The 23,133-nt window shown below is 70.0% G+C and carries 20 protein-coding genes; 8 read left to right on the top strand and 12 right to left on the bottom strand.

Translation table 11 applies throughout. From position 1 onward, the window contains the following. Positions 1–223: 223 nt before the first annotated feature. The 8 genes from paaZ to pdhA all read right to left on the bottom strand — a co-directional run bounded on the left by paaZ (position 224) and on the right by pdhA (position 10,243). On the bottom strand, positions 224–2,308 hold the full coding sequence (gene paaZ / locus L978_RS06930; RefSeq protein ID WP_081996946.1) for a phenylacetic acid degradation bifunctional protein PaaZ: 2,085 nt from the start codon (positions 2,306–2,308) through the stop codon (positions 224–226). Positions 2,309–2,322: 14 nt separating this feature from the next. Beyond that, positions 2,323–3,189 carry a 3-hydroxyacyl-CoA dehydrogenase family protein gene (locus L978_RS06925; RefSeq protein ID WP_047521709.1) on the bottom strand — a complete coding sequence of 289 codons (867 nt, stop codon included), beginning with the start codon at positions 3,187–3,189 and terminating at the stop codon, positions 2,323–2,325. Further along, the gene (locus L978_RS06920; RefSeq protein ID WP_047521707.1) at positions 3,186–3,941 is read right to left on the bottom strand and encodes an enoyl-CoA hydratase/isomerase family protein; all 756 of its coding nucleotides are present in this window, start codon (positions 3,939–3,941) and stop codon (positions 3,186–3,188) included. The genes L978_RS06925 and L978_RS06920 overlap by 4 nt, the downstream gene beginning before the upstream one ends. After that, a complete protein-coding gene (locus L978_RS06915) occupies positions 3,941–5,131 on the bottom strand; it encodes an acetyl-CoA C-acyltransferase (RefSeq protein ID WP_047521706.1) in 1,191 nt (396 codons plus the stop codon). The genes L978_RS06920 and L978_RS06915 overlap by 1 nt, the downstream gene beginning before the upstream one ends. A gap of 130 nt (positions 5,132–5,261) precedes the next feature. Then, positions 5,262–6,581: an MFS transporter gene (locus tag L978_RS06910; protein ID WP_047521704.1), complete on the bottom strand. Its 1,320-nt coding sequence runs from the start codon at positions 6,579–6,581 to the stop codon at positions 5,262–5,264. A gap of 133 nt (positions 6,582–6,714) precedes the next feature. Continuing rightward, a complete protein-coding gene (locus tag L978_RS06905; protein ID WP_052193390.1) occupies positions 6,715–8,103 on the bottom strand; it encodes a dihydrolipoamide acetyltransferase family protein in 1,389 nt (462 codons plus the stop codon). Beyond that, positions 8,100–9,128 carry an alpha-ketoacid dehydrogenase subunit beta gene (locus tag L978_RS06900; RefSeq protein WP_052193389.1) on the bottom strand — a complete coding sequence of 343 codons (1,029 nt, stop codon included), beginning with the start codon at positions 9,126–9,128 and terminating at the stop codon, positions 8,100–8,102. The genes L978_RS06905 and L978_RS06900 overlap by 4 nt, the downstream gene beginning before the upstream one ends. After that, positions 9,125–10,243 carry a pyruvate dehydrogenase (acetyl-transferring) E1 component subunit alpha gene (gene pdhA / locus L978_RS06895; protein WP_047521719.1) on the bottom strand — a complete coding sequence of 373 codons (1,119 nt, stop codon included), beginning with the start codon at positions 10,241–10,243 and terminating at the stop codon, positions 9,125–9,127. Before pdhA ends, L978_RS06900 begins: the two co-directional genes overlap by 4 nt. A gap of 152 nt (positions 10,244–10,395) precedes the next feature. On the opposite strand from pdhA, the gene L978_RS06890 reads away from it, so the two are divergent. From L978_RS06890 to L978_RS06880, 3 genes are all read left to right on the top strand, one after another. Beyond that, positions 10,396–10,833 (top strand): Lrp/AsnC family transcriptional regulator, encoded by a 438-nt coding sequence (locus L978_RS06890; RefSeq protein WP_194239192.1) that lies wholly within the window; start codon positions 10,396–10,398, stop codon positions 10,831–10,833. 315 nt (positions 10,834–11,148) lie between these two features. Beyond that, positions 11,149–12,588: an aldehyde dehydrogenase family protein gene (locus L978_RS06885; RefSeq protein WP_047521703.1), complete on the top strand. Its 1,440-nt coding sequence runs from the start codon at positions 11,149–11,151 to the stop codon at positions 12,586–12,588. A 3-nt stretch (positions 12,589–12,591) separates the two neighbouring features. Then, on the top strand, positions 12,592–14,055 hold the full coding sequence (locus tag L978_RS06880) for a GMC family oxidoreductase (RefSeq protein WP_047521701.1): 1,464 nt from the start codon (positions 12,592–12,594) through the stop codon (positions 14,053–14,055). A gap of 92 nt (positions 14,056–14,147) precedes the next feature. On the opposite strand, the gene L978_RS06875 is transcribed toward L978_RS06880, so the two are convergent. After that, positions 14,148–14,759 (bottom strand): TetR/AcrR family transcriptional regulator, encoded by a 612-nt coding sequence (locus tag L978_RS06875; protein WP_047521698.1) that lies wholly within the window; start codon positions 14,757–14,759, stop codon positions 14,148–14,150. A gap of 150 nt (positions 14,760–14,909) precedes the next feature. On the opposite strand from L978_RS06875, the gene L978_RS06870 reads away from it, so the two are divergent. The 5 genes from L978_RS06870 to L978_RS06850 are packed head-to-tail and all read left to right on the top strand — an operon-like array spanning position 14,910 to position 20,636. After that, a complete protein-coding gene (locus L978_RS06870) occupies positions 14,910–15,914 on the top strand; it encodes an ABC transporter substrate-binding protein (RefSeq protein ID WP_047521696.1) in 1,005 nt (334 codons plus the stop codon). Between the two features lie 5 nt (positions 15,915–15,919). After that, on the top strand, positions 15,920–16,699 hold the full coding sequence (locus L978_RS06865; protein ID WP_194239194.1) for an ABC transporter permease: 780 nt from the start codon (positions 15,920–15,922) through the stop codon (positions 16,697–16,699). Beyond that, positions 16,699–17,535 (top strand): ABC transporter permease, encoded by an 837-nt coding sequence (locus tag L978_RS06860; RefSeq protein ID WP_047521694.1) that lies wholly within the window; start codon positions 16,699–16,701, stop codon positions 17,533–17,535. Before L978_RS06865 ends, L978_RS06860 begins: the two co-directional genes overlap by 1 nt. Further along, positions 17,532–18,320 carry an ABC transporter ATP-binding protein gene (locus L978_RS06855; protein WP_047521692.1) on the top strand — a complete coding sequence of 263 codons (789 nt, stop codon included), beginning with the start codon at positions 17,532–17,534 and terminating at the stop codon, positions 18,318–18,320. The genes L978_RS06860 and L978_RS06855 overlap by 4 nt, the downstream gene beginning before the upstream one ends. Next, the gene (locus L978_RS06850; protein ID WP_047521691.1) at positions 18,321–20,636 is read left to right on the top strand and encodes an arylsulfatase; all 2,316 of its coding nucleotides are present in this window, start codon (positions 18,321–18,323) and stop codon (positions 20,634–20,636) included. It abuts the gene before it with no gap. A 72-nt stretch (positions 20,637–20,708) separates the two neighbouring features. Here L978_RS06850 and L978_RS06845 read toward each other — a convergent pair whose 3' ends face one another. Genes L978_RS06845 through L978_RS06835 form a run of 3 tightly spaced genes read right to left on the bottom strand, consistent with a single transcriptional unit; the run spans position 20,709 to position 23,133 of the window. Beyond that, positions 20,709–21,092, bottom strand: coding sequence for a DUF202 domain-containing protein (locus L978_RS06845; protein ID WP_047521689.1), 384 nt, complete (start codon positions 21,090–21,092; stop codon positions 20,709–20,711). A 13-nt stretch (positions 21,093–21,105) separates the two neighbouring features. Continuing rightward, positions 21,106–21,462, bottom strand: coding sequence for a YidH family protein (locus tag L978_RS06840; protein WP_047521713.1), 357 nt, complete (start codon positions 21,460–21,462; stop codon positions 21,106–21,108). Positions 21,463–21,489: 27 nt separating this feature from the next. After that, the gene (locus L978_RS06835; RefSeq protein ID WP_047521687.1) at positions 21,490–23,133 is read right to left on the bottom strand and encodes an amidohydrolase; all 1,644 of its coding nucleotides are present in this window, start codon (positions 23,131–23,133) and stop codon (positions 21,490–21,492) included.

Below are 23,133 nucleotides of genomic sequence, written 5' to 3'. Positions count from 1 at the left end.
CCACCCCGCCACCCCGCCACCCCGCGACATCCCGTCATCCCGCGCCGCCCCGAGGCCCCGTCCTGTCGTCGACGCCCCGTCCTGTCGTCCACGCCCCGCTGGGGCGACGCGGACTCGAGGGGGCGTCGACGGCGGAAGGGGGCGTCGACGACGGAAGGGGAAGGGGGCGTCGACCGCGGAAGGGGAAGGGGGCGTCGACGACGGAAGGGGGCGTCGAGCGGACTCAGGCAGCCTCCGCCTGCTGCTTCGCGACGAGGGTGAGCACGTCGTAGGTGGCAACGATCTCCTCGCGCTGATTCTTCAGCACCGAGTCCCAGCGCACCTCGCCGTACTCGTCGGTCTCGCGCGGGGTGATCTGCTTCGCGGTGAGCTCGACACGGATCTCGTCGCCGGGGGAGACGGGCGTCACGAAGCGCAGGTTCTCCAGCCCGGAGTTCGCGAGCACGGGGCCGGGTGCCGGATCGACGAAGAGCCCCGCCGCCCACGACACGAGCAGGTACCCGTGGGCGACACGACCGGGGAAGAACGGGTTCGCCGCCGCGGAGGTCTCGTCCATGTGCGCGTAGAAGGTGTCGCCGGTGAAGGCCGCGAACGTCTCGATGTCGTCGAGGGTCACGGTGCGGGATCCGCTCACGACCTGGTCCCCGATGCTGAGCTCGGCCAGGGACTTGCGGAACGGGTGGATGCCGCCGCTCTCCTGGTACGGACGCGCGTCCGCCCCCTGGTGCCACACCCCGGTCAGGGCCGTCATCATGGTGGGAGAGCCCTGCACGGCGGTGCGCTGCATGTGATGGAGGACGGCGCGGATGCCCCCGAGCTCCTCGCCGCCGCCGGCCCGCCCCGGCCCGCCGTGGACGAGGTTCGGGAGCGGGGAGCCATGACCCGTCGAGCTTCGGGCGTCATCGCGGTCGAGGAACAGGACGCGACCGTTGTAGGCGGCCATTCCGGTGGTCAGGGCGACAGCGACCTCGGGGTCGTGCGTCGCCACGCTCGTCACCAGCGATCCGCCACCGCGGGCGACCAGAGCGCTCGCTTCGTCGAGGGTGCGATAGCCGAGGATGCTCGAGACCGGGCCGAACGCTTCGATCTCGTTGACCGCCGCGCTCTCGGGGTCGGTGAAGCGGAGCAGCATCGGCGCGACGAATGCGCCGTCCGGGGCCGGTCCCTCGCTGCCGTCGTCGTGACGGACGTCCGGTGCGTCGGTCGATCCGACCACCAGCTCGCCGCCGCCCTCCTGCAGGCGCGACACCTGGCGCAGCACCTCGTCGCGCTGGGCGATCGAGGCGAGGGGTCCCATCGTGACCCCCTCGGCGCGCGGGTCGCCGAGGACGACGCGCTCCGAAAGGCGGGCCTGCACGGCGCGGATGACGTCGTCGACAGTCTCGGCCGGCACGATCGCTCGCCGGATCGCGGTGCACTTCTGACCGGCCTTCGTGGTCATCTCGGCCACGAGCTGTCGGACGTAGGCGTCGAACTCGGGGGTCCCGGAGACCGCGTCCGTCCCCAGGATCGAGGCGTTGATCGAGTCGGTCTCGCTCGTGAAGCGCACGCCGCCGGTCTGCACCGCATCGTGGGCGCGCAGCCGTTCGGCGGTCGATGCGGACCCGGTGAAGGCGACGAGGTCTCCCAGCCGGAGCGCCTCGAAGAGTCCGGGGACACCGCCGGAGACGAGTTGCAGCGAGCCCTCGGGCAGGAGCTCCGATTCGACCATGATCCGCACCATGGCCTCTGCCAGATACCCGGTCGGGGTGGCCGGCTTCACGACCGTCGGCACCCCTGCGAGGAAGGCGGGGGCGAATTTCTCCAGCGCCCCCCAGACCGGGAAGTTGAACGCGTTGATCTGCACCGCGACACCGGGGAGTCGGGTGTAGATGTGCCGACCGAGGAAGGAGCCGTCCTTGGAGAGGTTCTCGATGCCGCCGTCGACATAGACCTTCGCGTTCGGGAGCTCCCGGCGTCCCTTGCTGGAGTACGCGAACAACACCCCGATCCCGCCGTCGATGTCGACCCACGAGTCCTGGCGGGTGGCGCCGGTGCGGCTCGAGATCTCGTACAGCTCCTCCTTGCGCGCGGTGAGGGCGAGGGCGAGCTGCTTGAGGAGCACGGCGCGCTGATGGAACGTGAGCTCACCGAGCGAGGCCTGTCCTGCCCGGCGGGCATAGGTGAGCGCGCCCTCGAGGTCGATGCCCTCCGTCGAGACGCGGGCGACGACCCGGCCGGTCGATGCATCGCGCACCTCGGCCGCGTCGGTATCGGTGCCGGGCGTCCACCAGGCTCCCTGCAGATAGCTGGGGAGGATCTCCGTCATGTCTGTTCCCTTCATCAGGCGTCCCATTCGTAGAAGCCGCGTCCACTCTTGCGGCCCAGGTGTCCTTCGGCGACGAGGCGTCGCAGCAGAGTCGGTGGTTCGAAGCGCTCGCCGAGGTGGGCGGCGAGGTACTCGGCGATGCCGAGTCGGACATCGAGCCCGACGATGTCGGTCAGGCGCAGCGGACCGACCGGATGCTTGTAGCCCAGGGTCATCGCGGCATCGATGTCCTCGGCGGAGGCGACCCCCTCTTCCAGCATCCGGATCGCCTCGAGTCCGATCGCGACGCCGAGTCTCGACGACGCGAAGCCGGGGGCATCGGTCACCACGATCGGGGTCTTGTCGAGGGCGTGAATCCAGCCGCGGGCGGAGTCCACCCGCGTGGGAGCGGTCGCCGCGCCGCGGACGATCTCGACCAGCGTCGAGGCCGGCACCGGATTGAAGAAGTGCATGCCGAGGAATCGCTCGGGGCGGTCCAGTGTCGCCGCGAGCTCGTCGATCGAGATCGACGAGGTGTTGGAGGCGAGTGCGGCCTCGGAGCCGATCGCGGCCTCGACGCGGGTGAGCGCGTCGATCTTGAGAGCGAGATCCTCGGGCACGGCTTCCACGACGAGGTCGCAGGGAGCGAACAGCGCGGTGTCCGTCCCGGTCTCGAAGCGTGCCCGGTAGGCGTCGCCGGCCTCGTGCGCCGTGCCGCGGGAGATCGACGCGTCCACGGACGAGAGCACGCGCGCGGCGGCGGCGTCGGCGGCGATCTCATCGCGCTCGATCACGGTGACCCGGGAGCCCGCGAGGAGGAACGCGTGGGCGATGCCGGCGCCCATGCGCCCACCGCCGAGCACTCCCACATGGGCGGGAGCGCTGCTGCTGCTCTGGGTCATCGGTCTCTCCGTTCCAGGAAGTCGGTCATCCGTCGGAACTTCTCCGGGCTCTCGAAGAGCTCGGCCTGGGCTTCCAGGTCGACGGCGGGGTGGCGGTCGCGGGGAGCGCGGAACACGCGCTTGGTCGCGATGGTCGCCGCGGGGTCGTTGCGGCTGATCCGGTCGGCGATCGCCTCGGCCGCGGTCAGCAGGTCGGCGCTCTCGTGGATCGCCGAGACGAGGCCGATGCGCAGGGCCTCCTCCGCCTTCACGGTGCGTCCGGTGAGGAGCAGCTCGATGGCCCTGGCCTCGCCGACGATCTCCTTCAACCGCCAGCTCGCGCCGGCCGCGGCAATGATGCCGAGACCCGTCTCCGGGTTGCCGATCGCGAGGGCGGGCGTCGCGATCCGGATGTCCGCGGCATAGGCGAGTTCGGCGCCGCCGCCCAGGGCGTAGCCGTCGATCGCTGCGATGACCGGCATCGGCAGCTCGGCGATGCGCACGAAGGCGTTCGCGTTGATGCCGCGCAGCGCGTCGGCGGCCCGGCGCTCGCGCAGCTGGGCGATGTCGGCACCTGCGGCGAAGACGCCGTCGGCTCCGGTGAGGATCAGGGTCCGCGGCGTCTCCTCGAGCTCGGCGCAGAGGAGGTGCAGCGCATCGATGGTCGCCTGGTCGATCGCGTTCCGTTTGTGCGGCCGATGCAGCGTGGCGATCACGCGGTCGGGGCGGCGTTCGATGAGCAGGGGCGTCTCGGGGTCGATCTCGGCGTGCATCAGACCTTCTCCAGGATCACGGCAGCGCCCTGGCCGACGCCGACGCACATCGTCGCGAGTCCGTGCACAGAACCCTCGCGCTCCATGCGACCGAGCAGCGTGAGGAGCAGCCGTGAGCCGGACGAACCGAGCGGATGGCCGAGCGCGATGGCGCCACCGTCGGCGTTGACCCGTTCCTCATCGAGGCCGAGCCGGCGGATGCACGCGATCGACTGCGTCGCGAACGCCTCATTGAGTTCGATCGAGCCGATGTCGTCGATCGACAGGCCGGCGCGGTGCAGCGCCTTCTGCGTCGCCGGGACCGGGCCCAGGCCCATGATCTCGGGGGCGAGGCCGGCGCTCGTGCCGATGACGATCCGGGCGCGCGGCACGAGGCCATAGCGTTCGACCGCGGCGGCGCTCGCCACCATCACCGCTGAGGCGCCGTCGTTGAGCGCACTCGAGTTGCCGGCGGTCACGACCGTGCCTCCGGCGACGACAGGACGCAGCCGCGCGAGTGCGTCGAGGGTGGTCTCGGGGCGCGGGCCTTCGTCGACCAGCACCTCTGCGGTGCCGACCGGGACACCGACGATCTCGGGGGCGAAGCGGCCCGCGGTGATCGCCGCGATGGCGCGCTGCTGGGAGCGCAGAGCGAAGGCATCCGCCTCGTCGCGGGTGATCCCGTCGACGCGGGCGACCTCTTCCGCGGTCTCGGGCATCGTGAAAGTCGCCTTGTCCCGAGCCTGGAGCCGGGGGTTCGGGAAGCGCCAGCCGATCGAGGTGTCGAAGGCGGCCCCGGGCTTGGCCCATGCCTTCTCCGGCTTGGCCTGCACCCAGGGTGCTCGCGTCATGGATTCGACGCCGCCCGCGACGATGATGTCGGCGTCACCGGCACGGATCGCCTGCGCGGCGATCGTGACGGCGGACATCCCCGAGGCGCACAGCCGGTTCACCGTGATGCCGGGGACCGTGTCGGGGAGTCCGGCGAGCAGCACCGCCATCCGCGCGACGTTGCGGTTGTCCTCACCGGCCTGGTTCGCCGCGCCGAGGATCACCTCGTCGATCTCGATCGAGGTGGCGTCGATGCCCGCCCGACGCACGGCTTCCGCGACGACGATCGCAGCGAGGTCGTCGGGGCGGACGGAAGCGAGGGAGCCTCCGTATCGGCCGACAGGGGTGCGTGCGCCTCCGACGATGAATGCCTCGGTCATGCGGATCTCCTGACTGCGTCGTCTCGGTGCTGGCCGTGCCATACGATCGGCCAGTGAATTACTGACCGATCGTATGGTAATTATGGCACAGGCGCGGAGTCCGCCGCGATGCCGGCGGGCCGATCCGTGGTCAGACCGACAGATCGATGCCCTTGGTCTCCTTCACCAAGGACACCCCGATGAGCGAGATCACGGATGCCACGGCGATGTAGACGCCGATCGTCCATGCCGCCTGGAACTGGTTCAACAGGGCTTCGGCGATCATCGGCGCGAACGCCCCACCGAGGATGGCGCCGAGCGCGTACCCGATCGAGACGCCCGAGTACCGCACGTTCGCCGGGAACATCTCGGCGTACAGCGCCGCCTGCGGGCCGTAGGAGAGGCCGAGCGCGAACGTCATCACGAAGAGCGCCACGAAGTACCAGAGGATGTTCGCGGTGTCGATCAGGAACCACATCGGGACCGCCCACAGAGCGAGCGCCACGTAGCCGATCTGGAAGGTGCGGATCCGACCGAGCCGATCGGAGAGGTGCCCGCCCCACAGGGTGAAGATGAGCCAGCCGAACGAGGCGAGGGTCGTCGCCAGCAGCACCGGAGGGCGATCCATGCCGAGCGCCGTGACCGCGTAGGTGGCGAAGAACGCGATCAGCAGGTAGCCGGCGGCATTGTTCGCGATGAAGATGACGGCGGTGAGGATGACCTGCTTCGTGTTCTGGCGGAACAGCCGGCCGAGCGGCGCGGAGGCCTCCTTGCGGCGACGCACCAGGTCTTCGAAGATCGGGCTCTCGTCGACGGCGCGGCGGATCACGTACCCGACTCCGATCAACACGATCGACAGCAGGAACGGGATGCGCCAGCCCCACTCGAGGAACGCCTCGGGGGACATCGAGCTCGTGAGCACCCACAGCGTGAACGTCGCGAGGATCATGCCGACCGGCACGCCGATCTGCGGGAAGGCGCCGAACAGCCCGCGACGTCCGCGCGGAGCGTGCTCGACGGCCATCAGGGCCGCGCCGCCCCACTCGCCGCCCGCGGAGAAGCCCTGCAGGATGCGGAGCAGGATCAGCAGGATCGGCGCAGCGACGCCGATCGCCGCGTAGGTGGGGAGGACGCCGATCAGCGAGGTCGACAGTCCCATCATGATGAGTGTGAAGACGAGCATCTTCTTGCGGCCGAGCTTGTCACCGAGATGTCCCGCGACGATGGCGCCCAGGGGGCGGAAGAGGAAGGAGATGCCGATCGTGGCGAACGAGAGCACCTGTGCGAAGCCGGGGCTGGACTCCGCGATGGGGGCGAGGAAGAGGGGAGCGAGCACCAGCCCCGCGGCCTGCGCGTAGATGAAGAAGTCGTACCACTCGATCGACGTCCCGACGAGGGTGCCGGCGAGTACTCGCCGTTCTTCGGCGGGCATCCTGCTCTTCTGAGTGGGACCGGAAACTGCTGTCGTCATGCGAACTCCGTTGTTCTGCGATTCGGGTTCGACGGCCGGGTGCCGTCGAGCATTCATGACCGAATGGTCGGTCAGTTAATCGCCGAGCGTATCGCATCGGAGCCGCCGCCGTGTAGGGGAAGCGGTATTCGGGTCAGATCCTCCCGTAGGCGCGCAGCGGATGCTCGATGAGCTCGGTCACGCGGCGCAGGAACCCTGCGGCGTATCCGCCATCGCACACGCGGTGGTCGAACACGAGCGACAGCTGCGCGATGCGCCGGACGACGATCGCACCCTCCACGACCCACGGGCGCTCGATGATCCGGCCGATGCCGAGGATCGCGACGTCGGGGTGGTTGATGATCGCGGCCGAGCCGTCGACGCCGAGGCCGCCGTAGTTGTTGAGGGTGAAGGTCGAACCGCGCAGGCGCTCCGGCGGCATCGACCCGGCTCTGGCCGTGGCGGCGAGCTCTCGCAGAGCGGTGTCGAGCTGATCCACGGTCAGCGCGTGCGCCCGCGGGAGGACGGGCACCAGCAGGCCGCGCTCGGTGTCCGCCGCGATGCCGAGGTTCACGCCGTCGAACGAGATCAGCTCCTCGCCGCTCTCGCTGAGCCGCGAGGCCAGCACGGGGAAGTCTTCGAGCGCGAGCAGGACGAAGCGTGCGAGCAGGGCCGTCACCGACGGGGCTCTGCCTCCCTCCGGCGCCATCCGTGCGCGGAGGTTCCACAGTTCCGTCGCATCGACGTCGACCCAGACGGTCGCCTCGGGGATCTCGGACCTGCTGCGGGTGAGCGTGGCGCTGACGGCTCGACGAAGGGGCGACATCCGCTCGCGCGACACCACGCCCAGTCCGTCGACGGTCTCGTCGCTCCCGGTGGTCACGCGGTGATGTGCGGCGGCGCCGTCCACGGCGTTCTCGACCGCGGCCTGCAGCACGTCCGCGCGGGTGATCGCCCCGTCCGGACCGGTCGCGGTGATCGAGTGCACGTCGAGTCCCAGATCCCGGGCGAGTCGACGCACGAGCGGTGACCGGACCGCGACCGGGCGACGGTCGCGCGCAGACTTCGGCGTCGTGCGCTCGGGGGCGGGGGGAGCGGGCGTGGCCGCGGCGGACGGACGGCGCCGCCCCTTCGCAGCGGGGGCCGTGGTGCCGTAGCCGATCAGGACGTTGCCCGAGCCGGCGCGCTCCTCCTCCCGGTACGCCTCGTGCTCGATCTCCGTCGGAGTGGTCTCCTGTTCCTCGGGGGCAGAGACGTCGTCGGCGTGCGGGGCGGCTGTCGGGTCGACGACCTCGAGTACCGGGGCGCCGACGTCGATCGTGTCGCCGACCGTGCCGTGCAGTGCGGTCACGACACCGGCGAACGGGGACGGCAACTCGACGACGCTCTTGGCCGTCTCCACCTCGGCGATGGGCTGGTCGGTGACGATCGTGTCGCCGACCGTGACGAGCCACTGCACGAGGCCCGCCTCGGTCAACCCCTCGCCCAGGTCGGGCAGGCGGAACACGTGAGTGGCCTGCGCGGAGGTCGTCGGGGTGCTCATGCCTCGTCCTCCCAGTGCAGCGTGTCGATCGCATCGAGCACGCGGTCGACGTCGGGCAGATACCAGTGCTCGAACTTCGGCGGCGCATAGGGGGTGTCGAAGCCGGTGACCCTGCGCACGGGGGCGGCGAGATACTCGAAGCAGCGCTCGAACACGCGCGCCTGGATCTCGGATGCGACGCTCACATAGCCCGGGGCTTCGGCGATGACCACGGCGCGGCCCGTCGACTTCACGGCCGCGGTGACGGTCGCGTCGTCGAAGGGGGAGAGCGAGCGGACGTCGACGACCTGCACACTGCGTCCTTCCGTGGCGGCGACGTCGGCGACCTCGAGCGCGAGGGGAACGGAGGAGCCGTAGGCGAGGAGCGTCACGTCCGTCCCGGCCCGGGCGACACGCGCGGTGCCGAGCTGGGCGGTCTGCGTGGTGTCGACCTCGCCCTTGGCCCAGTAGAGCTTCTTCGGTTCCAGGAAGATGACGGGGTCGGGCGAGGTGATGGCCGCGCGCAGCAACGAGTACGCGTCCTGCGGCGTCGAGGGACTGACGACCGTAAGGCCGGGGGTGTGCGCGTAGTACGCCTCGGAGGAGTCGCAGTGGTGCTCGACACCGCCGATGCCGCCGCCGAACGGAATGCGGATCACCAGCGGCATCCGCAGGCCACCGCGCGTGCGGTTCCCGAGCTTGGCGACATGGCTGACGATCTGCTCGAACGCGGGGAGCGCGAACGCGTCGAACTGCAACTCGACGACGGGGCGCAGGCCGTTCATCGCCATGCCGACGGCGGTTCCCACGATGCCGGATTCCGCGAGGGGGGTGTCGAAGCAGCGATCCTCGCCGTAGCGGGCCGTGAGGCCGTCGGTGATGCGGAAGACACCGCCGAGCGCTCCCACGTCCTCGCCGAAGACCACCACGTCCGGATCGGACTCGATCGCATCGGCGAGAGCGCGGTTGAGGGCGGCAGCCATCGTCATGGTGGTCGTCGTCCCGACGTCGCTGTGCGTCGTGGTGTCGTCCTGCGCGATGGTCATCGGTGGCCTCCGTTCGTGGCGGTGCCGGCGTCGGCGAGCCGTGAGCGTTCGATCTCGTCGCGCAGCAGGTGCCACTGCTCGTCCAACTGCGGCGATCGGGTCGCGGTCACGTGGCGGAACAGGTCTTCGGGGTCGAGCTCGGCGTCGGTGTTCAGGGCGGCGCGCATGGCGGTCGCGATCTCCTCGGCGCCGGCGGCGAAGCGCTCCTCGGCGTCCGCGTCGAGAGCGCCCGTGGCGGTGAGGTGCGCGCGCAAGCGGGTGAGGGGATCGCGGGCGACCCAGGCCTGGACCTCGGCCCGCTCGCGGTAGCGGGTGTCGTCGTCGGCATTGGTGTGCGCCTGCATCCGGTACGTGTGGGCCTCGACCAGCGAGGGCCCTCCGCCGGTGCGGGCTCGCTCCACGGCCTCGCCGAGCACGGCCAGTACCGCGGCGACGTCGTTTCCGTCGACCCGCTGACCGGGCATCCCATAGCCGATCGCCTTGTGCGCGAGGGAAGGGGCGGCGGTCTGCCGGGAGAGCGGGACGGAGATGGCGAACTCGTTGTTCTGCACGAAGAACACGACCGGGACGTGGAACACGGCCGCGAAGTTCATGGCTTCGTGGAAGTCGCCCTCGCTCGTGGCCCCGTCGCCGCAGAGGGCGAGCACCACGGTGTCCTCTCCCCGATGCTTCGCGGCCTGCGCGAAGCCGACCGCGTGCAGCAGCTGGGTCGCCAACGGGGTCGCCTGAGGCGCGACGCGGTGGGCGCGGACGTCGTACCCCGAGTGCCAGTCGCCCTTGAGGAGCACGAGCGCGTCAGCGGGTTCGACCCCGCGGGCTATGACGGCGACCGAATCGCGGTACGTCGGGAACAGCCAGTCCTCGGCTCCGAGGACCATCGCGGCTCCGACCTGGCACGCTTCCTGGCCTTGGGAAGAGGGGTAGACGGCGAGACGCCCCTGGCGCACGAGCGCGCCGGCCTGATCGTTGATCCGTCGTCCCTCGACGAGTCCGCGGTAGGCGGCCAGAAGGGTCTCGCCGTCGGGGAGCGGGTAGGGCGCGTCCGCGATGGGGGTGCCGTTCTCGTCGATCAGTTGCACCGCGGTGTCTCGCGGGAGCAGGTCGGTGTGCAGCATGCGTTCGCCCTCCTTGCCGAACTCGTTGGAGACAGCATGCCTCCGCGTGCGACAGTCATCCAAGATCATTCGCCGAATCCTGGATGAAAGCGCATCGAATAGGGCATTCTTGAACGAAGTGTCAGGATTCTCGGGCTAGGCGAAGGGGTCACATGATCGCGTTGGACGACACGGATCGAGCCATCCTCGAAGAGCTGCGTCGCGACGCACGCTCCTCGATGACCGCGATCGCGGACGCCGTGCACATTTCGCGCGCCGGCGCACATGCGCGGATCAAACGCCTCACCGACGCGGGGGTGATCATCGGGTACTCGGTGCGCACCGACCCCGTCCTCCTCGGGCACCACGCGAGCGCGTACGTCACGCTCGCCATCGAGCAGGCCACCTGGCAGGCGGTGAGTGAGCGGCTGCGGGCGATCCCCGAGATCGAGCACATGGCGCTGGTCGGCGGGGACTTCGATGTGATCCTGCTCGTTCGGGCCAACGATGCCCGCGATCTGCGCCGCATCGTGCTGGAGGACATCCAGGCGATCCCGTCGATCCGTTCGACCAGGACCACACTGATCTTCGAGGACTACCCGCGGGCCTGATCTTCTCTCGCGTCTCTGTGCCGCCCCGGTTCCGTCGCTGTGCCGCCCCTGAATATGTCGCCGTGCCGCCCGCAATGAAGGATAACTCGCGTTTCGAAGGACTGAGTTCGCTAGATGCTCCTTCAAAGCGTGAGTTCTCCTTCAAAGCGTGAGTTCTCCGTCGTTGTGGACAAGTGCGGGGCACGGCATTCTTCGCACTCGGACATCTGCGGCGCGCTCCGCGACAAGTGCCGGGAGGAACGCCGGTCGAGAATGAGAGGACGACCAGCTTCTCGACCGTCGCTGGCCCGCGTCACGCTCGAAGGAGAGTCCCCGATGTCCGATTCCGCCGCTTCCGCAGCCGCTGCGCTGCTCGACCGCATCCAGGCGCCGGAAGGCGCAGGCCGGGAGATCCCGGACGCCGCGACCCGGGAGGTCATCGGTCGTGCACCCGTCGCCACGGTCGACGACCTCGACGCGGCGATCGCCCGTGCGAAGGCGGCCCAGCCGGCGTGGGAAGCCCTCGGGCACGAGGGGCGCAGCGCGCTGCTCCTCGCCGCGGCCGACGCCATCGACGCGAATGCCGAGGGGCTGGCGTACCTGCTCTCGCGCGAGCAGGGGAAGCCCCTGAACGGCCCGAACGCCCGCTTCGAGCTCGGAGCCTGCTCCGCCTGGCTGCGCACGAACGCCACGACGACGATCGAGCCGCAGATCCTGGTCGACGACGAGACGCTGCATGCCGAGCTCGTCTACAAGGCAGCCGGCGTCGTCGGTGCCATCGGCCCGTGGAACTGGCCGCTCATGATCACGGTCTGGCAGATCGGGCCCTCCCTGCGGATGGGCAACACCGTCGTGGCGAAGCCGAGCGAGTACACGCCGTTGAGCGTGCTCGCGATGATCGCGGTGATCAACGACGTGCTGCCCGCGGATGTCCTGATCGGCGTCTCCGGCGACCGTGAGGTCGGCGCCCGGCTCGCCTCGCACCCCGACATCGCCAAGATCATGTTCACCGGCTCGACCGCGACCGGGCGTCGCATCATCGAGAGCTCCGCCGGGAACCTGGCGCGCCTGACGCTCGAGCTCGGTGGCAACGACGCCGGCATCGTGCTCCCGGGCACCGACCCGGCAGCGATCGCGGAAGACCTCTTCTGGGGTGCGTTCATCAACACCGGGCAGACCTGCGCCGCGATGAAGCGCCTGTACGTGCACGACTCGGTCTACGACGAGGTCGTCGCCGCGCTCTCCGCCATCGCCGGATCGGTGCCGATGGGGAACGGGCTCGACGAGAACAACGTCCTGGGTCCGCTGCAGAACCGCGCCCAGTTCGACATCGTCAGCCGCTTGGTCGACGATGCGAAGAGCCGCGGCGCCCGCATCGTCACCGGTGGCGAGTCCGCCCCTGAGCTGGGTGAGCTCTTCTACCGGCCCACCATCGTCGCCGACATCGACAATGACGCGGCACTGGTGCAGGAGGAGCAGTTCGGTCCTGCGCTCCCGGTGATCCGCTACACCGACGTGGACGAGGCCTTCACCTGGGCGAACGCCCTGGACGCGGGGCTCGGCGCCTCCGTCTGGTCGAGCGACCCCGAGGCGGCACGGGAGGCGGCCTCGCGGATGCAGTCCGGCACGGTGTGGATCAACTCCCACGGCGGGTTGCACCCGATGGTGCCGTTCGGTGGAGTGAAGAGCTCGGGCTACGGGCTGGAGTTCGGGGTCGAGGGGCTCAAGTCCGTCGCCGTGACCCAGGTCGTGTCGGGACCCGGCCGGAAGGGCTGACCCGTGCGCTCTGCCATCGTCGTCGGAGCAGGAACCTCGGGATCGATCGTCGCGCGTCGCCTCGCGGATGCCGGTGTCGCGGTGACTCTGGTCGAGGCCGGCGGATACGACACCAACCCGGCCATCCACGACCCCTCCCGGGCGGGCGAGCTCTGGCATTCCGCGGAGGACTGGGACTACTTCACCGTGCCGCAGGAGCACGCAGGCGGCCGCCGGCTGCACCTGCCTCGCGGCAAGGTCGCCGGGGGATCGCACGCGTTGAACGCGATGATCTGGGTGCGTGGCGCGGCGTCCGACTACGACGCCTGGGAACGCGGAGGTGCGACCGGGTGGAGCTGGGCCGACGTCGAGCCCGTCTACGACGCGATCGAGAACGATCTGCTCCCGGTGACCGACGACTACGCGCTCTCGCCGATCCAGGCCTCGATCATCGATGCTGCGGTGCAGGAGGGGCTTCCGCACAATCCGGACTACAACAGCGGCACGCTCGACGGGGTCTCGCAAGAGCAGGTGACCATGCGCGACGGTCGCCGGGTGAACACCTGGACGGCCTACGCGCAGCCCATCGCCGATCGGCTGACGATCCTCACCGGACGCGAGGTGCACTCGGTGATCATCCGGGACGGAAGGGCGGTCGGCGTGCAGCTCGGGGAGGGGGAGGGGTCCGAGGAGGTCCTCGCCGACGAGGTGATCCTCGCAGCCGGCGCGATCGGCTCGCCCGTGATCCTGCTCCGCTCGGGAATCGGTCCCGCGGCCGACCTCACCGCGCTCGGCATTCCGGTGGTGCAGGACTCGCCCGGGGTCGGGCAGAACCTGCACGACCATCTGCTCTCACCGGTGATCTTCACGACGGGGCGTCCGGTCGGGCCTCCGCAGGCCGGGGTGTCGGTCACGCAGAGCCACCTCTTCTGGCGCAGCCGCGACGACCTCGCGGAGCCCGACACTCAGCCGATCCACTTCTCCGTTCCCATGTGGGGGGAGCTCGAGCCGCGCGGCGACGACGGGTTCACCCTGATGGCCGGGCTGGTGACGCCGCACAGCCGCGGAGCCCTCCGGCTCTCCGGCCCGGGGCTCGCCGACCTTCCGGAGATCGACCTGGCGGCGCTCGAAGACGATCGCGATGTGGCCTCCCTCGCCGCGTCCGTGCGGCAGGCGCGTCGGATCGGAGCACGCCCGGCACTCGCCGAGGACTGGGGTGCGGTCGAGGTCTATCCCGGGCCCGAGGTGTCGGACTCCGGCGTCGAGGACTGGGTGCGACGCACCGCCATCACCTACCACCACCAGGTCGGCACGTGCCGCATGGGGACGGACCCGGAGGCTGTCGTCGATCCCCGGTTGCGCGTCCACGGTGTCGCGGGGCTGCGCGTGATCGATGCCTCGGTGATGCCGACCGTGCCCACCGGCAACACGAACGCCCCCGCCGCGATGATCGGCGAACGCGGCGCCCAGCTCTTCCTGGAGGGCTGAGGGCGATGTCGAGACCCCCGTTCATCGTCGAGACCCCCGGTTGCGGTCGCCTGCAGCACGGGGTGTCGACGAGGAGCGGGGGCGTCGACCGCTCAGCTCGGGCGTGGAGGGGAAGGGCGGCGGAGCGTCGACAGCAGGGCGTCGAGTCCGTCGTTCAGCCGGCCGTCACCCGCCGAATCCGGCATCAGCACCGAGATCATCTGCCAGCCCGCGTTGCGCGAGGCGATCTCGTTGACCGCGGTCTCGATGTCGACGTCGTCGGCGAGCTCGCCGTCGTCCCGCGCCTCGACCAGGCACTGGCGGAACAGATCGCGCCAGTGCAGGTTGTTCACCCGGTGGATGCGGGTGACCTCGTCATCCTGCGACGCGTGGTCCCAGAAAGCGATCACCACCTTGGCGTACAGCGGTCCGTTCGGGCTGTACGGGAGGATCTCGCGGCAGATCCGTTCGAGTGCCTCCAGCCCGCGCACGCCTTCGATGCGGGCGTGGATGCGGTCGTTCGCGAGCGTGTACAGACGCAGGAACGCGGCGGTGAGGATGCTCCTCTTGTCGGGGAAGTATCGCGCGATCGCGCCGTGGGCGTAGCCCGCTTCCGTGGCGATCTCCCGCATCGTGAGGCTGTCGAACCCCACCCGGATGATCACCTGCGTCGCAGCGTCCGCGATGTGCGTGCGCCGCTCCTCATGGTCGACGATCTTCGGCATGCTGTTTCCCCCTCACCTCTCAAAATATCTGTTTGCTGTTTTTAGTCACCATCTGGTGACTAATGTAACCCGATCGTAATCAATCACAAGCACGGCACGAGTACGATCTTTAAAATCACCAACTGGTGACTAACTCGCAGAGGAGTTCTCATGAACGTCACACGTCTCGCACGTCGGGCATCCGGAGTCGCCGTGGCGGCCGGCGTGCTCGCCCTCGCCGCTTGCACGTCTGCACCCGCCTCCTCGCCATCGGGTGGCGACGGTGAGCTGACGACGCTCACAGTGGCGACGATCGGCCTCGTCTCCGACGGCGCCCTGATCGTCGGTCAGGAGCAGGGGTTCTTCGAGGACGAGGGGATCGCGCTCGAGACCTCGGTCGTGGCGAACCCGCCCGCCGGCCTCGCTGCGGCCCAGAGCGGACAGGTCGACGTGGCGTACGCGCCGAGCATCCCGCTGCTCAACGCCCTCTCCAGCGGCGTCCCGTTGAAGGTCATCGCCCCGGCCGACGGTTTCGTGGGCGGGGCCGCGGAGGGGGACGACCCGGCCTCGATGGACGACACCGGACTGTATGCGTCCGCCGCGAGCGGCATCACCTCGGTCGCCGATCTGGAAGGGGCGACCATCGCGGTGCCCGCGCGCAAGGCGCAGCTCGAGGTCGTCATCTCCGACACGCTCGACCGGGAAGGCGTCGACCCCGCCTCCGTGGAGTGGGTCGTCCTGGACTTCACCTCCGCCGTGGCCGCGCTCCAGAGCGGCAACGTCGATGCAGCGGGTCTCGTCAGCCCGTTCACGGGCGAGGCGGACGCCGCCGGTGCCGTCTTCCTCGCCGCGCCGTCGGTCGGATTCTTCGAAGAAGGCGCCGTCGGGCTCTGGACGGCCGGTGACAGCACGATCGCCGCGAAGGCGGATGCGATCGCCGGGTTCCAGCGTGCCGTGGCGAAGAGCAATGCCTACGCGAACGAGCACCCGGAGGAAGCCATCCAGGCCGGCATCGATGCCACCGGCTCGACCCTGAGCGTCGACGACGTGAAGCTGCCCTTCTGGCCCGCGGAGGTCGCTCCGATCGACCTCGACCGGGTCAATGAGAAGCTCGTCGCCCTCGGCTACCTGCCTGCACCGGTCGACCTCGAGGGCGTCATCGTCGGAGTCGAGTGACCACCATGATCCGTTCCACGCTCCTTCCTCCGCTGATCGGGGCCGTCGGCGTCGTCTCGGCGCTGGCGCTCTGGGAGTGGTCGGCGACGACGGGGCCGCTCGCCGGGTCACCGCTCCCCGCGGCGACCGAGGCGATCGGTGAGGCCGTGCGCCTGCTCGGGACCCCGGCCACCTGGACGGCCGTCGGCGACACGCTGACGATGGCGTTGACCGGGCTCCTGCTCGCCATCGTCATCGGCGTTGTGCTCGGGGTGGCCATCGGCACCTCACCGCTGGCGATGCACGCGACCCGCGTGCCGCTGGAGTTCCTCAAGCCCATCCCGCCGATCGTCATCCTGCCGATCGTGGTCCTCGTGCTCGGCCCCACACAGGCCATGGGGATCTTCCTGGTGTTCTTCGGCTGCTTCATCGCGATCGCCGTCCAGTCCTCCGCCGGCGTCTTCGACACGGACCCGGTCGCACGGGCGACGGGTCGGTCCTACGGCATGGGGCGCGCCGAGATCCTGGGGCGCATCGTGCTCCCCAGCGCACTGCCCTACATCGGAACCGCGATCCGCGTCGCCGCGCCGACCTCGCTCGTCGTGGCCGTCGTCGCCGGACTCCTCGGTGGCGGGCCCGGGCTCGGGCAGAGCCTGCTGCTCTCGCAGATCTCCGGCAACCAGGCCCAGCTCTTCGCCTACGTGCTCATCCTGGGCACCCTGGGGCTCCTCGTCCAGGGACTCAGTCAATGGGGCGAGCGGCGACTGCTGCACTGGCATCCGCAATACCGGAAGCAGGTCCTCTGATGACGCTCACCACCTCGATCCAGACCCCTGCACGTCTCGCGCGCCGTCGCGGGCAGGGCGCGCTTCCCCGCGGCGTCCTCGTCGGCGCCGAGATCGCGGTCCCGGTGCTGCTGCTGGCGCTGTGGTGGTTCGTCTCCGCCGCATCCACCAACGCCTTCTTCCCGCCGCTCCAGGTGATCCTGCAGCGGCTGTGGCAGCTCGTGCAGACGCCCGCCTTCCTGGTGGACGTCGCCTCGTCGGTCGGGAATCTCGTGGTCTCCTTCCTGCTGGCGACCGTGATCGGCGTGCTGCTCGGCCTGGTGCTCGGACTGATCCGTCCGCTGAGCTGGTTGGTCGAGCCGACCATCCACTTCTTCCGTGCGATCCCGCCGGTGGCGCTCGTGCCGATCTTCGTGTCGCTCATCGGGTTCGGCAACGAGACCCGGATCCTGTCGATCACCCTCGCCGCCGTCTTCCCCATCCTCATCTCGACGATCGACGGTGTGCGCGCCGGCGAGCCGACGCTCGAGATGGTGAGCCGCGTCTACCGACTGAGTGGACCGGAGCGGCTGTTCTCCGTGGTGCTGCCCTCGGCGGGCCCGCGCATCCTCTCCGGGATGCAGGTCAGTCTCATCACCGCGTTCGTGGTCATGATCGCCAGCGAGATGCTGGGGTCGTCCACCGGACTCGGTGCCGCGACCCTGCTCGCCCAGCAGTCCTTCGCGATCCCCGACATGTGGGCGGGCATCCTCGTCCTCGGGGTCATCGGCTACGCGGCCACCGCCGTGTTCACCCTCTTCCGGCGCCGCGTGCTGCGCTGGTACATCGCCTCCCAGCAACAGGAGAAGAACGCATGACCACCATCGAACAGGCCCCCGTCCGGCTCAGTGTGCGCGGGCTCGCGAAGTCCTATCCGACGAAGAACGGTCTCGTCCCCGTGATCGCCGATCTCACCTTCGATGTGCGCGTGGGCGAGGTGTGCTGCATCGTCGGGCCGTCCGGCATCGGCAAGACCACGTTGCTGAAGTGTCTCACCGGGTTGCAGAGCATCACGGCAGGCAGCGCGGCGATCGACGGGAACGTCATCGAGGGCCCGCCCGAGGAGATGGCGCTCGTGTTCCAGGAGTACACCCGGTCGCTGATGCCCTGGCTCACCGTCGAGAAGAACGTGCGGTTGCCGCTCAAGCACCTGCATCTGCCGGCCGCGGAACGCGAGGAGCGGGTCGCCTCCGCGCTCACCGCGGTCGGGCTCTCCGGAGCCGAATCCAAGTTCCCGTGGCAGTTGTCCGGCGGCATGCAGCAGCGCGTCGCGATCGCGCGTGCCATCGCTTATCGGCCCGAGGTGCTCGTGATGGATGAGCCGTTCGCCTCGGTCGATGCGCAGACGCGGTTCGAGCTGGAGGACCTCTGCCTGCGCATCCGCGAGCAGTTCGGGATGACGATCGTGGTCGTCACGCACGACATCGACGAGGCCGTCTACCTGTCGGACCGGGTCGTGGTGCTGGGGGAGCGCCCGGCGAAGGTGACGGAGATCGTCGAGATCGACTTCGGGGCCCCGCGCGACCAGCTGACGACGCGGGCGCTCCCGGCGTTCGCGGAGCTGCGCACGCAGATCTTCGGCCTGATCCGGAAGGCGGGCTAGATGTCGATGCCGACGGATGCGCGCGGCTATGAGCGCTTCGCGGGGCACGCGGCGGAGTTCACCTCCGAGTCCGAGCCCTGGTGGCCGGAGCCGCAGCGGCCCGGGCCGAAGGCGCCCAACGTGATCGTGATGCTGATCGACGACCTCGGGTTCAGCGACCTCGGGCCGTTCGGGAGTGAGATCGAGACACCGCGCATCGACGGTCTCGCCGACGAGGGGTGGGTGTTCACGAACTACCGCACCGCGCCGATGTGCTCGCCGGCCCGGGCGGCACTGCTCACCGGGCTGAACCCGCATCGGGCCGGCTTCGGCTTCGTCGCGCACATCGACCCCGGCTATCCGGGCTTCAGCTGCGAGCTCTCGGAGGACGCGCCGACACTGGCGGAGTCGCTGCGCGCCGGAGGGTACGCGACCTTCATGGTCGGGAAGTGGCACCTCACGCTCGAATCGCGCCTGCACGACGGTGCCGACCGGAGCACGTGGCCGCTGCAGCGCGGATTCGACCGGTATTTCGGGAGCATGGACGGCTTCACGTCGCTGCACCATCCGCATCGGCTGGTTCAGGACAACTCCGTCGTCGACCTCCGCGAGTACCCCGAGGGCTTCTTCCTCACGGACGAGTTGACCGACCGCGCCATCGGCATGATCGACGACCTGCGGGTGAACGATCCGGACAAGCCCTTCTTCCTGTACTACGCGCACACCTCCGTGCACGGGCCCATCCAGGCGAAGGACGCCGACATCGAGAAGTACCGCGGCCGCTACGAGGCCGGGTGGAACGCCCTGCGGGCCGAGCGTTTCGCCCGCCAGCGTGCGCGCGGCATCGTCCCCGATCACGCGGAGCTCCCCGGCGAGGCGATCGCCGACGGCGACCGGATCCCCGCGTGGGACGACCTCTCGGTCGAGGAGAGACGGTTGTTCGCCCGGCACATGGAGGTGTACGCCGCGGCCGTGGACGAGATCGACCAGAGCGTGGGGCGACTGCTCGATCGACTCGACCGCAGCGGCGAGCGCGAGAACACGATCGTCGTGCTCGCCAGCGACAACGGAGGGACGGCCGAGGGGGGACCGACCGGAACCCGGAGCTACTTCGCCCAGTTCGGCGCGAACGGTGCGATGCCCGAGGGGTGGATCACCGACGTGCCGCGTCCGCTGGAGGACCTCGGTGGTCCGCGCGTGTTCGGCCAGTACCCGACCGGATGGGCGCGGGTGTCCAACACGCCGTTCCGCTCGTTCAAGGCCACGACGTACGAGGGCGGCGTCCACGCTCCGCTGATCATCTCGTGGCCGGACGCCCCGATGGCGGGCGGTCTGCGCGACCAGTTCGTGTTCGTCTCGGACCTCGCACCGACGCTTCTGGAACTGTGCGGCGTGCCGTCCCTGGACCAGCGGCGCGGCCGACCGGCACTCGAGATGGACGGCGGCAGCGTCGTCGACGTGCTCGCCCACCCCACCGCGCCGGGCCGGGAGGCTCAGTACTTCGAGTGCGTGGGACGACGGGCCCTCGTCGACGGGACGTGGAAGGCCCTCTCGACCGTGCCCCCGACGAAGGACGAGGGCCCCGCGGGCGGCGTCTGGGAACTCTATGACCTCGCGGCCGACCCGACCGAGACCGAGGACGTCTCCGCTGCTCACCCCGAACGCGTCGCGGCGATGGCGGCACGCTGGCATGCGGAAGCCTGGCGCAACACCGTGTTCCCCCTCGATGACGACGGCGCGTTGTTCCGCCTGCGCCCCGACACCGAGGAACCGCTCTCCGCGGCGATCGACCTGGTGCCCTTCCGTCCTCCTCTGGAGCGCTTCCGTTCGGCGAAGCTCACGGTCCTCCGCTCCTTCGCGGTCGAGGTCGACCTCACGACCGAGGCCGACGCGGCAGGCGTGATCGTGGCCCACGGCGATCAGGGCGGCGGTTACCTGCTCGCACTGGACCATGGGGCGCCTCTCGTCGCCTACAACGCCTACGGCGCGATGCACCGTGCCCGCGGAGCGCAGCTGTCTCCGGGGGAGCACCGGATCGTGCTGCGCGTCGACGAGCACCCCGGACTGCGCTGGAGCCTGACGGTCGAGGTGGACGGCGACCGCGCGGCGGTCATCGACAGCGTGCCCATGCTCATCGGCATGTCACCGTTCACGGGCATCAGCGTGGGGTACGACTTCGGTGGCCCGGTCGACTGGGAGCTGCACGAGCAGCATCGCTCGTTCCCGTTCCGGGGCGGCGAGCTGCACCGCGTGCGCTACGTGCCCGGTGAGCGCTCGCCGCACGATCCGACCGTGCTGCGCGCCGTCGGACAGGCGGTTCTGGCGGTCGCCGACTGATCCGGTGAGCGGCTGAGGTCGGTGTCTGAGGGGTCGCCGACATCAGCCGCTCGCCCTGTCGATCCGTTGCGGTCAGACCGGGCTGTTCGCGCCCAGAGCGATCGCCACGAGAGCGAGGGCGACGACGCCGAAGCCTGTGCCGAACACCGTCAGGACGAGGAGCAGCCCGCCGCCCGGAGGGAGACCCGCTGCGGCGCCCGTCAACACGGCGGTGACCCGCCGTTGGCGGCGACGTGCGGCGAACCAGAGCAGGCACGCGGTCCCCAGTCCGATCGCGCCGGGAGCGAGCCCCCAGGCCCCGGCGCCGACGGGGAGGACCAACGGCAGGATCCGCAGGGAGATCAGGGACCCGACGGCGATCGCGAGGGCCGTGCGGCGCCAGGCGAGCTCCGTGCGTTCGGGCTGCAACCCGGGATCGTACAGGCGGTCGGGCTCCGCGGCCGGACGTCTCCTCATGACCGGGGCTCTGTCAGCGCCACAGGACGCCGGCCAGCACGAGCAGTCCGACCAGGACGACGACCACGGCGAGGACCACGGCGGAGAACGCGCCCGGAAGTGGCCGCGATTGGCGCAGCGCCCGCTCCGCCCGCATCCACTCCCACCAGGCGAGCGGTGCGACCGCGGTCCCCGCGATCATGAGCAGCAGCGACGCGGCCAGCCGGAAACCGGGATGGAGGTCGAGGCCGAGGACCTCGAGCGCCACACCACCGGCGATCAGGGCGAGTCCGGTCCGTGTCCACGCCAGGAACGTCCGTTCGTTGGCGAGCGAGAAGCGCGGATCGGGCTCCTCGCCGAGGGAGTAGACGGATGCCGGGAAACGCTTCATCGCCTCATCGTATCCGCGCGGCACCACTCAGTCGCCGTGGACTCGACGGCCGGCGAACCAGGTCGACACGACCTCGGTGTGCACGATCTCGTCTGCCGGACCGGCGATGGCGTCACGGGCGAGCACGACGAAGTCCGCGGACTTCCCGGGCGTCAGCGACCCGGTCTCGGCGTCGAGGCCCATCGCCGCGGCGGCGTTGATCGTGAAGACCTCCAGTGCCTCCTCGGCGGTGATGGCCTGTTCGGGCCACAGGGTGCCGGGGGCGCGCCCGAGCGGGTCCGCTCGCGTCACGAGACCCTGCAGACCCTCCAGCGTGTTCGGCGACTCGCTCACGGGCCAGTCCGAACCGCCGGCGACCCGGGCACCCGCGTCGATCAGCGCCCGGTTCGGCTGGGAGTGCTCCGCGCGTTCGCCGAGCACCTCGGCCAAAGCCTGGGGGATGACGCCCGGATACCAGATGAACGGAGAGATGTCGGCCGAGACGTCGAGGGCCTCCAGCCGGGGGATGTCCGACTCCGCCAGGAACTGACCGTGCGCGATCTGAACGGGGGTGGTGAAGCCCTCGCGGCGCAACTGCTCCGTCGCATCGAGCACGAGGCGCGCGGAGCCGTCCCCCGTGCAGTGCACCTTCGCCCCCAGGCCGCGTCGCGCCACGGAGCGCAGCCACCCGGTGAGCTCGTCGAGGGTCATGGTGGTCTCGCCGTGGAAGTGCGCGCCGTGCGCGGCGTCGGCCAGATACGGCTCGAGGAACGACGCCGTGCGTGCCGGGGGGACTCCGTCGAGGAAGATCTTCACGAAGTCGGGACGGTGGTGCGCGGTGCGGAACTCCTCGCCGCGGTCGAGCAGCGGTTCGCCGATCGGGTCGAAGCCGAAGATCTCGTCGTTGATCAGCAGCGAGGACACGACCCAGGCGTCGAGCTCGTCGGCCCGGTCGAGGTCGGCCAGCGCGCCGAGGATCTCGACCGACACCCCCGCGTCTTGAAAGGCCGTGACGCCGAACGAGTTGAGGATCTCGATTCCGCGGCGTGATGCGGCGGCGTGCTGCGCGGGCGTGAGCCCGCCGCTGCGGTCGTAGGCCTCCTGCACGGGGATGCCCGCCGCTTCGAGGAGCACACCGGTCGGCGTGCCGTCATCCGGATCGAGAAGGGCGGTCCCGGACGGGGGGAGCCGATCGGCGGTGATCCCGGCGAGCTCCAGTGCCCGGCTGTTCGCCCACCGGTTGTGACGCGAGTCCTCCATCAGCATGACGGGACGCCCGCCGCCCGCCTCGTCCAGGCGGAGTCGGCTCGCGGTGTTCGCGAGCGCGGGCAGCAGGGTGGTGGCCACGGCGCCGCCCACGATCCATGCGTCCTCGGGGAGCTCGGCGGCCTTCGCCCGGACCCGGTCGAGGATCTCGTCCAGCGTCAGCGCGGGAGCCAACGACAGCTCGAACAGTTCGGTCCGCCCCGCGAGGGCGTGGTGGTTGTGCACATCGACGAAACCGGGGTACACCGCTGCGTCGCCGACCTCGAGCGACTGCGTCCGGCGTCCGCGGAACGATTCGATGTCGGACCGGGATCCGACCGCGAGGATCCGCCCGTCGCGCACGGCGAAGGCCTCGACGATCGGGTTCGTCCGGTCCGCGGTGCGGATCACGGTGCCGGTGACGATGAGGTCGGCGACGTCGGTCAT

The sequence above is a fragment of the Microbacterium sp. ZOR0019 genome, from assembly GCF_000800925.1.
GTDB lineage: Bacteria > Actinomycetota > Actinomycetes > Actinomycetales > Microbacteriaceae > Microbacterium > Microbacterium aurugineum.
The sequence above is the reverse complement of the archived record's forward strand: the minus strand, read 5'-3'. Positions and strand labels throughout refer to the sequence as shown.

Bases quoted from the DNA above. Each gene is read 5' to 3' on its own strand.
- L978_RS06845 (WP_047521689.1), bottom strand. From the start codon at position 21,092: ATGAGGAGACGTCCGGCCGCGGAGCCCGACCGCCTGTACGATCCCGGG.
- L978_RS06885 (WP_047521703.1), top strand. From the start codon at position 11,149: ATGTCCGATTCCGCCGCTTCCGCAGCCGCTGCGCTGCTCGACCGCATC.
- L978_RS06920 (WP_047521707.1), bottom strand. From the start codon at position 3,941: ATGCACGCCGAGATCGACCCCGAGACGCCCCTGCTCATCGAACGCCGC.
- L978_RS06840 (WP_047521713.1), bottom strand. From the start codon at position 21,462: ATGAAGCGTTTCCCGGCATCCGTCTACTCCCTCGGCGAGGAGCCCGAT.
- L978_RS06860 (WP_047521694.1), top strand. From the start codon at position 16,699: ATGACGCTCACCACCTCGATCCAGACCCCTGCACGTCTCGCGCGCCGT.
- L978_RS06865 (WP_194239194.1), top strand. From the start codon at position 15,920: ATGATCCGTTCCACGCTCCTTCCTCCGCTGATCGGGGCCGTCGGCGTC.
- L978_RS06915 (WP_047521706.1), bottom strand. From the start codon at position 5,131: ATGACCGAGGCATTCATCGTCGGAGGCGCACGCACCCCTGTCGGCCGA.
- L978_RS06925 (WP_047521709.1), bottom strand. From the start codon at position 3,189: ATGACCCAGAGCAGCAGCAGCGCTCCCGCCCATGTGGGAGTGCTCGGC.
- L978_RS06855 (WP_047521692.1), top strand. From the start codon at position 17,532: ATGACCACCATCGAACAGGCCCCCGTCCGGCTCAGTGTGCGCGGGCTC.
- L978_RS06900 (WP_052193389.1), bottom strand. From the start codon at position 9,128: ATGACCATCGCGCAGGACGACACCACGACGCACAGCGACGTCGGGACG.
- L978_RS06850 (WP_047521691.1), top strand. From the start codon at position 18,321: ATGTCGATGCCGACGGATGCGCGCGGCTATGAGCGCTTCGCGGGGCAC.
- L978_RS06890 (WP_194239192.1), top strand. From the start codon at position 10,396: ATGATCGCGTTGGACGACACGGATCGAGCCATCCTCGAAGAGCTGCGT.
- L978_RS06835 (WP_047521687.1), bottom strand. From the start codon at position 23,133: ATGACCGACGTCGCCGACCTCATCGTCACCGGCACCGTGATCCGCACC.
- paaZ (WP_081996946.1), bottom strand. From the start codon at position 2,308: ATGACGGAGATCCTCCCCAGCTATCTGCAGGGAGCCTGGTGGACGCCC.
- pdhA (WP_047521719.1), bottom strand. From the start codon at position 10,243: ATGCTGCACACCGACCTGCTCCCGCGAGACACCGCGGTGCAACTGATC.
- L978_RS06905 (WP_052193390.1), bottom strand. From the start codon at position 8,103: ATGAGCACCCCGACGACCTCCGCGCAGGCCACTCACGTGTTCCGCCTG.
- L978_RS06870 (WP_047521696.1), top strand. From the start codon at position 14,910: ATGAACGTCACACGTCTCGCACGTCGGGCATCCGGAGTCGCCGTGGCG.
- L978_RS06910 (WP_047521704.1), bottom strand. From the start codon at position 6,581: ATGACGACAGCAGTTTCCGGTCCCACTCAGAAGAGCAGGATGCCCGCC.
- L978_RS06875 (WP_047521698.1), bottom strand. From the start codon at position 14,759: ATGCCGAAGATCGTCGACCATGAGGAGCGGCGCACGCACATCGCGGAC.